15 protein-coding genes are annotated in these 15,109 nt (G+C 58.7%); 12 read left to right on the forward strand and 3 right to left on the reverse strand.

Annotated elements, in window-relative coordinates:
- Nucleotides 1-44 precede the first annotated feature (44 nt).
- From AB1E42_RS03965 to AB1E42_RS03975, 3 genes are all read left to right on the forward strand, one after another.
- On the forward strand, nt 45-1,052 hold the full coding sequence (locus AB1E42_RS03965) for an ABC transporter substrate-binding protein (RefSeq protein WP_368345705.1): 1,008 nt from the start codon (nt 45-47) through the stop codon (nt 1,050-1,052).
- Between the two features lie 110 nt (nt 1,053-1,162).
- The gene (locus AB1E42_RS03970; protein ID WP_368345706.1) at nt 1,163-1,966 is read left to right on the forward strand and encodes an ATP-binding cassette domain-containing protein; all 804 of its coding nucleotides are present in this window, start codon (nt 1,163-1,165) and stop codon (nt 1,964-1,966) included.
- Between the two features lies 1 nt (nt 1,967).
- Complete coding sequence (locus AB1E42_RS03975) at nt 1,968-3,302, forward strand: ABC transporter permease (protein WP_368345707.1); 1,335 nt, start codon at nt 1,968-1,970, stop codon at nt 3,300-3,302.
- Between the two features lie 297 nt (nt 3,303-3,599).
- On the opposite strand, the gene AB1E42_RS03980 is transcribed toward AB1E42_RS03975, so the two are convergent.
- Together AB1E42_RS03980 and AB1E42_RS03985 are read right to left on the reverse strand one after the other, a co-directional pair.
- The gene (locus AB1E42_RS03980) at nt 3,600-6,212 is read right to left on the reverse strand and encodes an ATP-binding protein (RefSeq protein ID WP_368345708.1); all 2,613 of its coding nucleotides are present in this window, start codon (nt 6,210-6,212) and stop codon (nt 3,600-3,602) included.
- A 60-nt stretch (nt 6,213-6,272) separates the two neighbouring features.
- Complete coding sequence (locus AB1E42_RS03985; protein ID WP_368345709.1) at nt 6,273-6,806, reverse strand: oxidoreductase; 534 nt, start codon at nt 6,804-6,806, stop codon at nt 6,273-6,275.
- Nucleotides 6,807-7,133: 327 nt separating this feature from the next.
- On the opposite strand from AB1E42_RS03985, the gene AB1E42_RS03990 reads away from it, so the two are divergent.
- Entirely contained in the window at nt 7,134-7,736 is a 603-nt protein-coding gene (locus AB1E42_RS03990; protein WP_368345710.1) for a response regulator, read from the forward strand.
- Nucleotides 7,737-7,790: 54 nt separating this feature from the next.
- Here the strand turns inward: AB1E42_RS03990 and AB1E42_RS03995 are convergent, their stop codons facing one another.
- Nucleotides 7,791-8,756 carry a hypothetical protein gene (locus tag AB1E42_RS03995; RefSeq protein ID WP_368345711.1) on the reverse strand — a complete coding sequence of 322 codons (966 nt, stop codon included), beginning with the start codon at nt 8,754-8,756 and terminating at the stop codon, nt 7,791-7,793.
- Between the two features lie 103 nt (nt 8,757-8,859).
- Between AB1E42_RS03995 and flgB the strand changes: the two genes are divergently transcribed.
- From flgB to AB1E42_RS04035, 8 genes are all read left to right on the forward strand, one after another.
- Nucleotides 8,860-9,234, forward strand: coding sequence for a flagellar basal body rod protein FlgB (gene flgB, locus AB1E42_RS04000; RefSeq protein WP_368346361.1), 375 nt, complete (start codon nt 8,860-8,862; stop codon nt 9,232-9,234).
- Nucleotides 9,235-9,236: 2 nt separating this feature from the next.
- Nucleotides 9,237-9,647, forward strand: a complete 411-nt coding sequence (flgC, locus tag AB1E42_RS04005; RefSeq protein ID WP_368345712.1) for a flagellar basal body rod protein FlgC — start codon at nt 9,237-9,239, stop codon at nt 9,645-9,647.
- 11 nt (nt 9,648-9,658) lie between these two features.
- Nucleotides 9,659-10,339: a flagellar hook assembly protein FlgD gene (locus AB1E42_RS04010; protein WP_368345713.1), complete on the forward strand. Its 681-nt coding sequence runs from the start codon at nt 9,659-9,661 to the stop codon at nt 10,337-10,339.
- Between the two features lie 24 nt (nt 10,340-10,363).
- On the forward strand, nt 10,364-11,644 hold the full coding sequence (locus tag AB1E42_RS04015; protein WP_368345714.1) for a flagellar hook protein FlgE: 1,281 nt from the start codon (nt 10,364-10,366) through the stop codon (nt 11,642-11,644).
- A 25-nt stretch (nt 11,645-11,669) separates the two neighbouring features.
- Nucleotides 11,670-12,428, forward strand: a complete 759-nt coding sequence (locus tag AB1E42_RS04020; RefSeq protein ID WP_368345715.1) for a flagellar basal body rod C-terminal domain-containing protein — start codon at nt 11,670-11,672, stop codon at nt 12,426-12,428.
- 75 nt (nt 12,429-12,503) lie between these two features.
- A complete protein-coding gene (gene flgG / locus AB1E42_RS04025) occupies nt 12,504-13,292 on the forward strand; it encodes a flagellar basal-body rod protein FlgG (RefSeq protein WP_368345716.1) in 789 nt (262 codons plus the stop codon).
- Nucleotides 13,293-13,304: 12 nt separating this feature from the next.
- Nucleotides 13,305-13,982 (forward strand): flagellar basal body L-ring protein FlgH, encoded by a 678-nt coding sequence (locus AB1E42_RS04030; RefSeq protein ID WP_368345717.1) that lies wholly within the window; start codon nt 13,305-13,307, stop codon nt 13,980-13,982.
- Nucleotides 13,979-15,100: a flagellar basal body P-ring protein FlgI gene (locus tag AB1E42_RS04035; RefSeq protein WP_368345718.1), complete on the forward strand. Its 1,122-nt coding sequence runs from the start codon at nt 13,979-13,981 to the stop codon at nt 15,098-15,100. Before AB1E42_RS04030 ends, AB1E42_RS04035 begins: the two co-directional genes overlap by 4 nt.
- The last annotated feature ends 9 nt before the right edge of the window (nt 15,101-15,109 follow it).

Consider the following 15,109-nt stretch of genomic DNA (forward strand, 5'->3'; position numbering starts at 1 on the left):
CCGATGACCCGCCCGAAAGGGCATAAACATGGGAGAACGACTAAATGAAAATCAAAACGACTCTGATGGGAGCCGTGGCTGCAACTGCAATGCTTGCGGGTGCGCAAGCTGCAACAGCGGCTGGTCATGGTGAAATCACCGTCGCCTACTTCCTCGAATGGCCGATGCCGTTCCAGTACGGCAAAGTCACCGGCGCCTACGAAGAAGCTATGGGCGTGGACATCAACTGGGTCAGCTTCGACACTGGTACCGCGATGAGCGCCGCGATGGCATCTGGCGATGTGCAGCTGGCTGTGAGCCAAGGTGTGCCGCCGTTCGTTGTTGCAACCTCTGCCGGTCAAGACCTCCAGACGCTGGATGTTGCTGTTTCCTATGCTGACAACGACAACTGCGTCGTTCAGGCTGCGCTGGAAATCGACGCATCGAACGCAAGCGAACTGGCCGGTGTGAAGGCCGCTGTTCCGCTCGGTACTGCTGCGCATTACGGCTTCCTGAAGCAGATGGACCACTTCGGCGTGGACGTCTCCTCGATCGAGATCGTTGACATGGCACCGCCGGATGGCGCTGCTGCTTTCGCTCAAGGTTCCGTTGACATGTTCTGCGGCTGGGGCGGCTCGCTGCGCCGTGCGCTTGAGCATGGTAACGTGCTGCTGACCGGCGCCGAGAAAGAAGAGCTGGGCATTCTGGTGTTTGACGTGACCTCCGGCCCTGCTGGCTGGGTTGCAGAGAACCCTGATCTGGTGGCTTCCTTCCTCGCGGTAACGGCTGAGATGAACGAAGGCTGGAACTCCGGCGCGATGGCAGATGAAATGCTGCCGGTTATCGCGCAAGACGCTGGTATGTCCGAAGAGGCAACTGCTGAAACTATGGCAACCTTCGTCTTCCCGGGCGTTGAAGCACAGCTGTCGGGCAAGTGGCTCGGTGGTGCGGCTCAGGAATTCATGAAGGGTGTTGCTGGCGTCTTTGTTGAAGCAGGCTCCATCCCGTCTGCGAAAGACAGCTACGAGTCCAACGTGAATGTTGGTCCGCTGATGGCTGCCAGCGAAATGTAATCAGACACGGGGCAGGCGCGAGGTATCGCGCCTGCCACACCGCCCGCCACATGTTTTCCGGGAGATCGCACGCATAAAGCGGTGCTCCTTGACAACCTGTGGGAGTTGGTATGTCTGAATTATCCATTGAAAACCTATCGATGCGCTTCGATCTGCCGAATGGCAGCTCGGTGCAGGCGCTCAAAGACGTGACACTGAAACTTGAGAGCGGCGAGTTGCTTGCGGTGTTGGGGCCTTCGGGCTGCGGCAAGACAACCTTGCTGAATATCGTGGCTGGTTTCCTCGCCCCGACCGAGGGGCGCATTGTCCTCAATGACAAGGTGGTCAAGGGGCCGGGGCTGGAACGGGGTATGGTGTTCCAGCAAGGCGCTTTGTTCGAGTGGATGAGCGTGCGCGACAATGTGAGCTTTGGCCCGCGCATGAAGGGGCAGAAGCCGAGCGAGTACATGGAGAACGTGGATCACCTGCTCGATATCGTGGGCCTTCGCGACTTCAAGGAAAAAGCGATTTACGAACTTTCGGGCGGCATGCAGCAACGTGTGGCGCTGGCGCGGTGTCTGGCCAATGATCCTGATGTGATCCTGATGGACGAGCCGCTGGGCGCGCTCGATGCGCTGACCCGTGAAAAGATGCAGGGGCTCGTGCTGAAGCTGTGGAAAGAGACAGGCAAGACGATCATCCTGATCACGCACTCGGTGGAGGAAGCGCTGCTCTTGGGTGAGCGGCTCTTGGTGATGGCGCCACGTCCGGGACGGATCCACAAGGAATACCGCCTGCCATTTGCTGATCTTGGCGTTGGACAGGATTTGCGCGAGGTGAAGAAGCACCCCGATTTTGGCACAACCCGCGAAGAAATCCTGGGCATGATCTGGGATATGGAAGAAGAAATCATGGGCCGGGTCGAGGAGGCGTAAGATGGGTGTTTTCGGAACTCTTCTAGAAGAACTGGGCACGGTCCTGCTGACCATTTGGGGCGCGATCCCATATGTCATCGGCTATGTCGTGCTGATCCTTGCCACCTATGTTGCGTGGAGTTTTGTGAAGCGGCTGATGACGCCGAAGCACGATTACTCCTCGCTGAAAACGGTGACTTTCGGGGATGAGAGCGCGGTGTCGTCGAACTTTGCCGCATCGGTGATTTCGGTCGTGCTGATCGTGGTGCTTTGGGCGTCGTTCACGGGGTCGGTCCTGTTGCCGAAGTTCCTCCATGCGCCAGGTCCCTACACGGGAACGGACAGCTTTGAATATACGCTGGAAGCGCCGGACGGGACGACGGATACCGCAACGGTGACTGTGGTTGCCCATGCCGAGGGCGACGAACCCGTCCTGCCAGAGATCGAGGCAGGGGATGGCATCGCCAAGAATGACGTGATTGCGGTGCAGACCTACCGTTCCGGATTGTTGCGCGTTGAGGACAATGATGAGGTCAGCCGTGACGATGGTGCCGTGGTTGTTGCAATCGACGGCAAGGAAATCGCGCCGAATGAAGAGGTGAAAGTCTCCTTCGGGACGGTTGCGATGACGCGGCGCGGGACGTTGAGCATCTCACCCGGTACCGGCTGGCAAATGGAGCCGATCTGGCTGCCCGCGCCGGAGGCTGTCTGGGCGCGTTTGGGCGAGATCGCCAGCACGGGCTACCGCAACTCGACACTGGCGGAGCATCTGGGCTTCTCGCTATTCCGTGTGATCGTGGGCTTCCTGCTGGGTGCGGCGGTCGGTATTCCGCTGGGCTATGCGATGGGGCTTTCCAACTGGTTCCGCGGATGGTTTGACCCGATCGTTGAATTCATGCGCCCTGTGCCGCCGCTGGCATTGATCCCGCTGGTGATCATCTGGGCGGGGATTGGGGAGGTCGGTAAGATTATCCTGCTGTTCCTTGCGGCCCTATGGATCATGGCGATTGCGGCGCGATCCGGTGTGTCTGGTGTGCGGATATCCAAGGTTCATGCGGCTTATTCGCTGGGTGCGTCCAAGGTGCAGATCATGCGCCATGTGATCATCCCGAACTCGTTGCCGGATATCTTTACCGGCGCGCGCGTGGCGATGGGCGTGTGTTGGGGCACCGTGGTTGCCGCCGAACTCGTCGCCGCCGAGAAGGGCGCGGGTATGATGATCATGGTCGCATCGAAGTTCCAGAGCACGGATATCGTGATCATGGGGATTATCCTGATCGGGATCATCGGCTTTGGCATCGACATGCTGATGCGTTGGGCCGAGCGCTGGCTCGTGCCGTGGAAAGGCAAGGGTTGATCCTGCGCCACAGGGCCTGACCCCGCAATAGCACGTGGGAGAGGGCTGCACACCAGGATAAGCTTAAAGTGGCGCGGGGAACCCCCGCGCCACTTTCTTTTTGTACCATTTAGCAAGGGATGGAGCGGTTACTGCGATGACTGGGCGCAGGGGCAGGTGAATCGCAACGCGGTGTTGTGGTGTCGTTCAATGACGGGTCCACATCTGCTTGGTGTGGACGGCAGTTAGCATCAGGCGGAAGGGGCGACGGGCAAGGGGCCGTGAGGGAGCCCCTTGCCCGCCATTGGGGGCGATCTCTTAGCTTTCGATCAGCTCTGGCACTTCGTTGCGGAGGGCGACGAGGGTTTCCTCCCAGATGCGGCGCGGTTCGCTGCGCAGGGCGCGCATGCCGTCTATATCACCGGATTTGCCGAGGCCTTCCATCGAGCGCAGGGTGTTGCACAGGTGGTCCGTGCCGAACATTGCGGTCGAGCCGGCAAGTTTGTGCGCGGTGGCGATCAGCGCCTGATCGTCAAGGCTTTGATCGTCTGCCAGCTGTACGACGATTTCGGAGGTTTCCTTGATGAAAGAACTCATCAGGGTGGCGACTGTCTCTTCGCCAAGGTCGTTGGTCAGTGTTGAAAGGTTCTCGTGATTAATCAGCATATGCTCCACCGGCGCCTCTTCCGTTTGAGGTTCCGTCCTTTCTCCAGATTGAACTGTCTCAATGTTCTGCTCGAGTGTACGAGCCAGCGTTGCGCGGGTGATCGGCTTGATGAGTGCATCATTCATGCCGGCTTCGCGGTAGCTGCGAATATCCGAGGGCAGGGCGTGTGCCGTCAAGGCGATGATTGGCACGTCCTTGCTCGGGCCGGTGCCACTACGAATGTTCCGTGCGGCCTGTACGCCGTCCATGACTGGCATCGAGATATCCATGAAGATGATATCGAAGCGATCTTCTTCTGCGGCTTCGACCCCTTTTTGGCCATCTGTCGCAAGCGTGACCTTGTGGCCTTCTTTCTTGAGCATTTCTTCGACAACGATGCGGTTGATCTGGTTGTCCTCGACCACGAGGACATTCAGCGATGAGGAGTCTTGCGCGGGGCTTTCGGCGGGGGTGGACTCTTCGCTGGAGGAAGCGCCGCTCGAAAGCGTCGGCATGGGGAGGCGCAACCAGAACATCGAGCCTTCGCCTTCCTCGCTTTCGACGCCCACTTCGCCGCCAAGGGCCGTTGTCAGGCGCTTGACGATTCCTAGCCCAAGGCCGGTGCCGCCGGAATTGCGGGAATAAGAGGCGTCCACGGTGACGAAATCCTCGAAGATGCGGTTCAGGTTCTCGGGTGCGATGCCGATTCCGGTGTCAAAGACACGGATTTCGTACTGTTGGCCGCGCTCGACGCTTTCGACCTCGACCCGCACTTCACCATCTTGGGTGAACTTGATCGCGTTCGAGATCAGGTTGATCAGGATTTGTTGCAAGCGCTGCGGATCACCAAGCACCATCGGCGCTTTGATATTGACCATCTCGGTCAGTAACTTGCTGCGCTGGGCCACAGCCGCACCGCGCTGGTTTTCTATGACCTGCTCAATGACACTTTCGAGGTTGAACGGGCGCATTTCAACTTCGAGCTTGCCTGAGTCGATGCGCGAGATGTCGAGAACGTCGTTCACATGGTGCAACAAGAGATTGCCGGACGTCTCCATGATGCGGAGGAATTCCTTCTGGCGCGCGTTGAGGGACGTGTCGCCAAGCAGTTCGAGCGTTCCGAGCATCCCGTTGAGAGGGGTGCGCATCTCATGGCTCATCACGGCGAGGAATTCTGCCTTGGCGCGTTCGCTGGCAAGGGCTTCGTCGCGGGCTTTGAGGAGCTCTTTCTCCGCGTCCACTTGACTTGATATGTCACGAAGGAAGGACACGAACATTTCGTTTGGCCCTGTGCCGGTGGAGGAGATCGAAAATTCACACGGGAATTCGCTACCATCCTTGCGCAGCGCTTCGAGCTGGACGCGCCCTTTGTTGACGACCCTGCGGCGGCCCGTCGATTTAAAGCGCATCATCCCGTCTTCGTGCGCGCGGCGGTAGCGCGGGGGGATGATCAGGTCGGAAATCGGAGAGCCGACGGCCTCTTCTGCGGTATGGCCGAAGATATCCTCCGCTGCGCCGTTGAATTCGACAATGATACCGTCCCGATCCGCGACGATCACAGCGTCGAGCGTGGAAGATACCATAGCGGACAGGCGGGCGTTGGTTTCGGCTTTCTCTCCGGCGACTTGGGTTGCGATCCGGTAGAGGCGGAAAATCGCGTAAGACACGCTCAGCAGGGATACCACCAGAGCAACCGTCACCACTGCGAGGCGGATCAGGGTCATCTTGATTTCATTGCGCTTGTCCGCGGCGATAGCCCCAAAGTGGTCAACCCCGATCAATGACATATCGCGCACCTCGGGGAGCGTCGCATCAAGGGAAAGGCGCAGATCGGAAAGCCCCTCGGACAATTGCGCGTTGTTGCCGTCGATCAAAGGGATGTGGTCATCGAGCGTGTTGCGGATCAAGCGGGCGTGATCAACGAAATTCGGCTGTTCAGAGCGCAAATCCGCATAAATTTCGCCGTTCCAAAAGATCATCATGCGGCTGTAGAAGACGTCGAACCTGCGCCGGAGTTCGTCGAGGGTCGGACCGTCGTTAGGTTGCGCTGCGTCCGCTGCTTGTTGCAGGCGCAGGAACTCCACTTCCAGCTGCGAGAGGTTCCACTGCACGTTATCGGATGTTGCGGTGGAATGTTCCTCGATCTTGCTTTGAACGTCAAAACCCAGAAACCCGATCGTCCCGATGCAGAGAGACAAGACGACACCAAGGGCGGCCAGCTTAAGCCAGCTGCCGCTCTCGACTGAAAGAAATTGGCTCTCTAGGCGGTTCACTTTGGTACTCAATCTATCGTCTTCGGTTCGTCGGTATCTGTCGCGCTGCGCACCTGCGCAGGGCGTATTGGGTTATTCTACGATCTCGATCCGGTCCAACTGCCAGATGCTGCGCGAATAATATTCCTCGTTCTGGAATTTGGGCTCATCGTCGAAGGGGAAGATAAGCCAGACCGGGCCTTTGTCACGAACGGACATGGTTTCTCCGTTACGGAGATAGGCCAGTAGGGGGCCGTCTTCCAATCCGTCTGCGACGGGAAATTCGATTGCGTAATCGTTGATAGCAGTCGCGCGAAGCGTGCCGTCCTCGACCCCGAGAAACGCGAGAAAATCTTTTAGAGCGACGCCTGTGTATTCATTGATACCTTCGGTCCAGATCGTCGTCGTAGAGATGGTGAGATTCGGGAGAGCGGCAAGCATTTCCTGATCGAACGCTGCTGTGGCGCCGATGTTTGTCATCTCGATATCGCCAGACACCGTGAGCATGACGTCGCCAGCAGGTGCGGCAAGGCCTTCAGCTTGCGCGGAAAAGGGAAGTGCAACGGCGGCACTCATCACGAGACTAGCAACTACAGTGCGGACTTTGAGAAATGCCAATTGCAACATTTGTCTCCTTTATTAGGTATACTGTCATGCATAGTTGCATGCTGGGATTGTTAATCGGCTAATGTATTGCATCTTTTGGAATAGCGTTCATGAACTCATGAGGATGTAGAGCAATACTTTAGTATAGTATTTATAGCTAAAAGGGTTTCAAATTATGCCTCAGGTTGTCTGTTTTAGAGGTGTAATCACGTTTAACCCTTCTTCCGGTCCGAAAGATTCAACTTTTGTGATAGGCGAGTCGCTGGAGGGTGTCCGGGCCGCGAAAATTGATGCAAACTAGTCGCAATAGTGTGTAGGCTATATATACGAAATAGGGGTGATTACCGCATGAGAGTTCTAATCGCAGACGACCACGACCTGGTTAGGGAAACGATTGGCGCGTTTTTGTTGGCTGAAGGGATTTCAGAAGTAAAAACAGCAGCCTCGCTTGATGAGGCGCTGGTGATTGCGGACGAAACGGGGAGCTTTGACGTTGTATTGCTCGACTACAACATGCCGGGCATGAACGGGCTAGAGGGGCTCAAGCGCATGCGCGAAGCGAATGATGACCGCCCTGTTGCGATTATCTCCGGTACAGCGACCCGTGACGTGGCCGATGCGGCGTTGAGCGGTGGTGCGTCCGGCTTTGTACCCAAGACACTGGCATCCAAGTCGATGGTAACGGCGATCCGCTTCATGGCGGCGGGTGAAATTTATGCGCCGTTCGGCTTTATGCAGGAAACACCCGCAGCGGGTGACGGGCTGCTGACCAAGCGGGAAGTGGATGTGTTGCGCGGAATTTGCGAAGGGAAGTCCAACAAAGAGATCGCGCGCGATCTGGATTTGCAGGAAGTGACTGTTAAGCTGCATGTGAAGACGCTCAGCCGCAAGCTTGATGCACGCAACCGCACACATGCTGCGATGATCGCACGGGACCGCAACCTCGTCTAGCGACCAAATAACAGACTGATTTGAAAAGCGCGTTTCACGCGCTTTTTTTACGTCTCATGATTGGTTGTCGTCGTCTTCTTCGGCGGGTTGGGGTGTGCCAAGTTCGCCCAGAGCCGCGAATGCGCTTTCTAGTGAGGCATCTGGTTCGCTGGGTTCTGCCACCGTTGGATTTTCTTCCGACGAATTATCTAGCGTATCGAGTGCCGCATAGGCATCGGTGAGGGCGTTTTCGTTCTCACCTTGAGGCGTATCGGCTGAAGTGGAAGGTTCGCCTGCGCCTGCGCCTGCGCCTGCGTCTGCGTTAAGCGCGGTCAATTCCGCGAAGGCATCATCTAGCGCGTTCGCTGCGTTTTTGCCTTCTGGCTCTGGCAGGGTGTCCAACGTGGCAAATGCGTCAGATAGAGCCTCCTCGACGGCTGTATTCTCCGCTTCGGCACCCTCTGTAGCGGTGTCGTCGTCTGCGTCCGAGGCCGCGAATGCGGTGGACAGAGCGTCATCTTCCGGTTTGTCGGTGGGGGAAATCTCTGACGGCGCCGTCTCTTCGGGTTCTGCGTCGGGGAGGCTTTCAAGCTCCGCGAATGCGTTGGTCAGCGCTGCGGAACTGTCCTCCGCAGCCGTGGTTTCCTCTTCAGGCGTTTCGTCAGGGTCGCTGGAGGCGAACTGGAGCATCATCGCCGCATCGGACAGGTCCAACATGCGGGTGCGGGCTTCACGGGCCGGTTTTTTGGGTGGCGGCGGTGCTTCCTCGACGATCGGATCAGGCTCTGGTGGTGGGGTCGGATCGACTTTGCGGAAGGTTTTGGGCTTCTTGGTTTGGCCTTTCTCGGCGATCACTTGCAGCAATGTGGCGCGAATGGCGCGGCGTTCCAGCGGGGTGTTTGCGGCCTCGTAGCGAGAAAAAAGATGATCTTCGGGGTCGCCCTTTTTTGCGCGCCGAAATGCCGAGAACATGGCTTTCGACGCGGATGAGAGGCGCGTATCGCGCGGTTTGAGGCGCTGTTTTGAAGATGTTTTCGCCATTTTTGACCCACCGTTTGCAGTTGGCATCCAACTTGCAGAACTCAATTCCGCAAATGGAAGAACGGCGAAAAAACGGGAGCGTATAGTCGTGGCTGGCAATTTCATGGATAGCATAGGCGTACATGCCGAGGCTCTGAAACTTCGTGAGCAGCGCAACAACCTCCTATTGTCCAACATCGCGAATGCGGCGACGCCGAACTACAAGGCGCGGGATCTCGATTTTGAAACGGCGCTGAAATCTGCAACCGGAGGTGGCGCGATGCGGGTGTCGGACAGCAGGCACATTGCAACCGCTGCAACCGCTGGCGCGAGCGGGCCGGGCTATCGGGTGCCGGTGATGCCGTCGGCTGATGGCAATACGGTGGATATGGCAGTCGAGCAGATGGCCTTTGCGGAAAACAGCGTCCGTTATCAGGCCAGCTTGGACCTGATTAACCGGCGGATTTCTGGCCTGATGTCCGCAATCAAGGGTGAATAGGGATGAGTGACGTCAACAATATCTTCGATGTCGGGATGCGGGCGATGTCTGCGCAGATGGTGCGGATGAACACCGTCGCCAGTAACCTCGCCAATGTAGGGACTGTCTCCAGCTCGGCTGAGACGGCCTATCGGGCGATCCGTCCGGTATTCGAGACGGTCTATTCCAGCGAAGTCGATAGCCTTTCAACTGCGGCTGCGACGTCCATCCAGCAGCTCGACCGGGAGCCGGAAAAGATGTTCCGTCCTGATCACCCTGCCGCCGATGCGGAGGGGTTTGTCTATAAATCGACTGTCAATCCCGAAGAGGAGATGGTCGAGATGATGGAAGCCAGCCGACAGTATCAGAACACGCTCGAAGCGCTCTCGACCATGCGGGAGCTGATGGCGCGGACGATGAGCATGGGTAAATAGGGGCGATATGAATGACTGAGATCAGCACGGACTTTTCCCGCTTTGCGCCCGCGAGCACCGCGACGGATACCGGCAGTGCGGGCCGCGAGGGCGGGGTTCTGGCGCAGCAGGACTTTCTTGCGCTTCTGACGGCGCAGCTAAAGAACCAAGACCCATTGAAGCCGATGGATAACGGGCAGTTCCTTGCGCAGATGGCGCAGTTCTCGACCGTTGAAGGCATTGGCGAGATGAACGACACGCTGAAAGCCGTTGGTGAGGGCTTTTGGGCGAACCGCGTTTCCGCCGCCGCGAACCTGCTGGGGCATTCGGTACTGGTGCCGGGTGGCCTTGCGCGGCCTGATGCAGAAGGTGCGGTGCATGGCGCGATCGATCTGCCCGAGGGCGCGAAATCGGTGACAGTCTCTTATCTCGACCCGATGACTGACACGGTGCTGCATACCGAACGCTATGGCGCGCAGACAGCGGGCCAGATGACATTTAGCTGGACCGAAGTGCCTGAGAGCCTCGTCTCCGCGCGCGGACAAGTGCGGCTCTCGGTTCAGGCCGAGACCCTGGACGGCACCCAGATCATTCCCACATCCGTTTATGGCAAGGTGACATCCGCTCAAGGCGGGCCGACCAGCGACGGAATTACCCTAGAAATCGAAGATTACGGCACGATCGACAGTATCGAAGTGACGGCCTTCCGCTAATCCCTGCTTTGAAAGGAAAAACCCATGTCGATGAGCATCTCTCTTGGTGGCTTGAACGCGGCGCAGACCGATATTTCCACCACATCGAACAACATCGCCAACGTTGGTTCGACCGGCTTTCGTAAGAGCCGGACCGAATTTTCGGACGAATTTTACGCTGACCCGATGAAGGACACGAAAAAGACGGTCGGCGCCGGTGTGACCATTCAGCGGGTGGCCGCGCAGTTTTCGCAAGGCAACCTGCAGACGACCGGGAACCTGCTTGATCTGGCGATCGGTGGTCAGGGATTTTTCGCGGTAGCCCCTGCAGAAGGCTTCGAGACCGGCAATAGCGAAGTTACCTATACACGTGCAGGTGCATTCGGCCTCAACAAGGACGGGCGCGTAGTAAACGGGGCTGGGCAGGCGCTGATGTCATTCCCGGTTGCGGCCGATGGCTCAACCCGTAGCGGCACAACTGAAAGCCTGCAGCCGGTGGATGTGCCACAGGTTATGGGTCAACCCAGGGCGACGGAGACGGTGGAGCTTGATCTGCGGTTGCCGTCCGACTCTGCAATGTTGAACCAGCAGGACGCTGTCCCGCCAACCAATCCTTTCGATGCCGCCGATCCGACGACCTGGGCAACCCGGACGCCGGTTCCGCTGACGGATGAAAACGGCGCGCCGGTGGAAGGCGAAGCGTATTTCATCAAGACTGTCGAGCCGTCGGCAGGGTCGACGACGACCGTTTACGATATGCGTATTCTTGTTGATGGTGTGGAAGTTCCGGCAAACGGCGGCTTTGGCACCGCGACATTGAGCTTTGACGAACTTGGTCAGTTCATCCCCGGATCGGGGCCGTTGAACTTCCAGGACAACAGCACAAACCTGAATTTCGACGTCTCCGGCTCGGTCATGCGTGACGACACGTTCCAGGTGCTGCGCAGTGAGCACGACGGGCAGGTCCCCGCCGGCCTGAACAGTCTGCAAGTCGACTCATCTGGCACGATCTGGGCTGCCTATGGTGGCGATGATCCAATCGCATTGGGGCGCGTGGCTGTTGCCAATTTCACGAACCCGCAAGGGCTTCGTCCACTTGGCGGCGCAACATATGGCTATGCCAATGACGCAGGTGAAACCAATCTCGGCGTTGCCGGTATGGGCGGGATGGGTCTGATCCGCTCCGGTTCCCTTGAGCGGTCGAACGTGGACCTGACCGAAGAGCTGGTGAATCTGATCACCGCGCAGCGGAACTATCAGGCAAACGCCAAGGCGCTGGAGACTTCTGCGTCGCTGATGCAGACGGTGATGAACATTCGCGGCTAAACGTTAGGCTGACGGAGGGCAGAATATGGACCGTATGATCCACACGGTGATGAATTCCATCGCCAGTATGCAGGAGAAGCGCACGATTTCGGCGCAGAACCTTGCGAACCAGAACGTGCCGGGATTCCGGCGCGACCTGCCCACCGATGGCGAAGCGCGGTTTGTTACCGAGTTTGAATCGCTGGACGCGCGGGCCTTTCAGACCGTGCGTGCGGCGGCGCAGTTTTCTGATGCGCAGGGATTTCTTGATGCGACCGGCAATCCGTTCGATCTGGCGATTGCGGAAGAGGGCTATTTTTACGCGCAACGCGAAGGCGGCGCGCCGGGATTGAGTCGCCGTGGTGATATGCGCGTTGGGTCAGATGGCACGCTGCGCGATGGCGCGGGGCAGATGATGCTGGATGCCGATCTGCAACCGATCGTCCTGCCGCCAAACCAAGGGTTTCAGGTATCTGAAGTGGGGCAGATCTTTATCGAGCCGCTTGGCGCGCAGCCCGGTGAGCGGTTGGAGGTCGCTCTGCTCGCCACGATGGTGCCTGCCGACGGGCTGCGGCTCGAAAAGGGCTTGGACGGTTTGATCCGCCCCGTGGATGCAGAGATGCCGCCACCCGATCAGGGGGCCAAGATCCTGCAAGGCTCTCTTGAAGGCAGCAATGTGAATGCCACCGAGGAATTGATTACCTCTATCGAGATGCAGCGCGAGTTCGAGCTGAACATCCGGTTGATCGCGCAGGCGAAGGAACTGGACGAGGCGGGCGCGTCTTTGATGCGGTTGCCGACCTAAAACCGCCCCCGTCCCAAAAGTTGGCATGGGGGTTGCAGGTGAATTGCGAACGGAAATTCCGAGGAGCAATCCGCCATGTCGACCAACTCAATGCATGTGGCAAAGACCGGCCTGAACGCGCAGCAAACGCGGATGCAGGTGATCGCCAACAACCTTGCCAACGTGAACACCACCGGTTTCAAGCGGGATCGGGCGAATTTCGAAACGCTGCTGTATCAGGTTTCACGCCCCGGCGGAGAACAGACATCCGAAGGCACGACGCTGACCTCTCCGCTGGCGGTGGGCACGGGCGTGCGGGTGGTGAGCACCGACAAGATGCACACCCAAGGCACGTTGGCCGAGACGGGCAATCCGCTTGACGTGGGTATCAATGGGCAGGGCTTTTTCCAAGTGCTGCTGCCGGACGGACGGATTGGCTACACCCGCGACGGGACGTTCTCGATGGCGCCGGATGGGACGCTGACGACGACCTCGGGTTATGTATTGCAGCCGCAGATCACGGTGCCGCAGGGCGCGAGCAGCGTTGGGATTTCGGCGGATGGGATCGTTTCGGTGATGATGCCGGGGCAGACCGATCCGCAGGAAATCGGGCAGATCACATTGGCCAATTTCTCCAATCCGCGCGGGCTTCAGCCGATTGGGGAGAACTTCCTCGTCGAAACACCGGCGAGCGGCGAGGCGATTGTATCGGCGCCGCAGAACAATGGTGCGGGGCAGTTGGCGCAAGGGACGTTGGAAGGCTCTAACGTCAACGTGGTGCAGGAACTGGTCGATATGATCGAGACGCAGCGCGCCTATGAAATCAATTCGAAGTCGATCTCGGCCTCTGACGAGATGCTGCGCTTCCTCTCCAACAAGCTGTAAAGGGGTCTGCAAATGAAACGTATGATCGCAAGTGCTGCGTTGTTGGCCGGATTGTCGGCCTGTTCGTCTTATGTGCAGAATCAGGCATCGCGCGCATACGATCCGGTTTATCCGGTCGCCTCGGAGTTTACGGTAGAGGCGCCGAACAACGGTGGAATTTATTCGACCTCGAACCGTGGGCTGTTCGTCAGTGATCGCCGTGCGGCGCAGGTGGGTGATGTGCTGACCGTGGAGCTGGACGAGCAGTTTTCGGCCTCCAAATCGCAATCGGCAAGTGGGTCGCGCTCCAATGCGTTTGACGTGGATCTGCCGCTGGTCATGACCTCGCGGATGACGGATGCCGGATTTGACGATGCGCGGCTGGGCAGCGGCACGGACCAGTCCTTTAACGGGCAAGGCGCGGCGCAGCAGTCCAACACGCTGAGCGGACGGATGACGGTGACGGTCGTACGGGTGCTGCCCGGTGGCAACCTCGAAATCATGGGCCAGAAGCGGCTGCGGCTGAACAATGGCGACGAATATGTGCGGCTGACGGGCGTTGTGCGCTCCGAGGACATCAGCGCGGATAATGTGGTGACATCGGACCGGATTGCCAATGCGGATATCCATTATATCGGCGCGGGTGACGTGGCCGATACCGCGCGGCCCGGCTGGTGGTTCCGCGCGCTCAGCTCGGTGTCGCCGCTATGATTGGACGGGTGTTCATCTCGCTGCTTGTCGGCCTCGTGATGGCGGGGAGTGCGCAGGCGGACAGGTTGAAGGATCTGGCCTCTGTCGCCGGTGTGCGTTCGAACCCTTTGGTGGGCTATGGCGTGGTGGTCGGGCTTTCGGGCACGGGCGATGGCAATTCGGGGCTGACGCTGCAATCCATGCAGTCGCTCCTGTCGCGGATGGGATTGTCGGTCGATACGGGCGACATCAACGCGCGTAACGCTGCGGCGGTCATGGTGACGGCGGAGCTGTCGCCGTTCATGAAAACGGGCCAGGAATTCGATGTCACGGTTTCGACCGTTGGGCAGGCGAAATCGCTTCAGGGCGGGACGCTATTGATGACGCCCTTAATGGGTGCCGATGGCGAGATTTATGCAATTGCGCAAGGTAATCTGGTTGTTGGCGGTATGGGTGTCGAGGGGGCGGATGGTTCCTCGATCACGATCAACCTACCGACCGTTGGGCGGGTGCCGAATGGCGCCACGGTTGAGCGGATGGTGGATTCGCCCTTCCTTGATACCGAATACATGGTGGTCAACCTCAATCGCGCGGATTTTTCAACGGCCGCGCGGACGGCCGAAGCGATCAACGAGGTGTTCGGCCCCGATGTGGCTGTTCCTATTGACGGTGCGTCGGTGCGGGTCCGAGGGCCGGCCGACCCTGCGCAGCGCGTCGCATTCATGGGGCTTTTGGAAAACGTGGAAGTGACCCCTGACCGCCCTGCGGCGAAGGTCGTGGTGAACTCGCGCACCGGCACGGTGGTGATCGGTGGTGACGTGAAAGTGACGCCAGCGGCGGTGACGCATGGGCGGCTGACGGTGCGGGTGAATGAGGATTTCAACGTCGACCAGGGCGCAACGGTGGTGAATGGCGCGGATGGTGCCGTTGTCGTGCCGGGTGAAGCGACCGTGACGCCGGACAGTGGTATCTCGGTCGAGGAACAGAACGCGCGGGCGTTCCTGTTTGACCCGGGCGTGTCTTTGTCGTCGCTTGTAGATGCGATCAACGGTGTGGGCGCAAGCCCCGGCGATCTGGTGGCGATCCTTGAGGCGCTGCGCGAAGCGGGCGCCCTGCGCGCTGATCTCGTGATCATCTAGGAGAGCGTG

The organism is Pelagovum sp. HNIBRBA483 (assembly GCF_040931995.1).
Taxonomy (GTDB): Bacteria; Pseudomonadota; Alphaproteobacteria; order Rhodobacterales; family Rhodobacteraceae; genus JAEPMR01.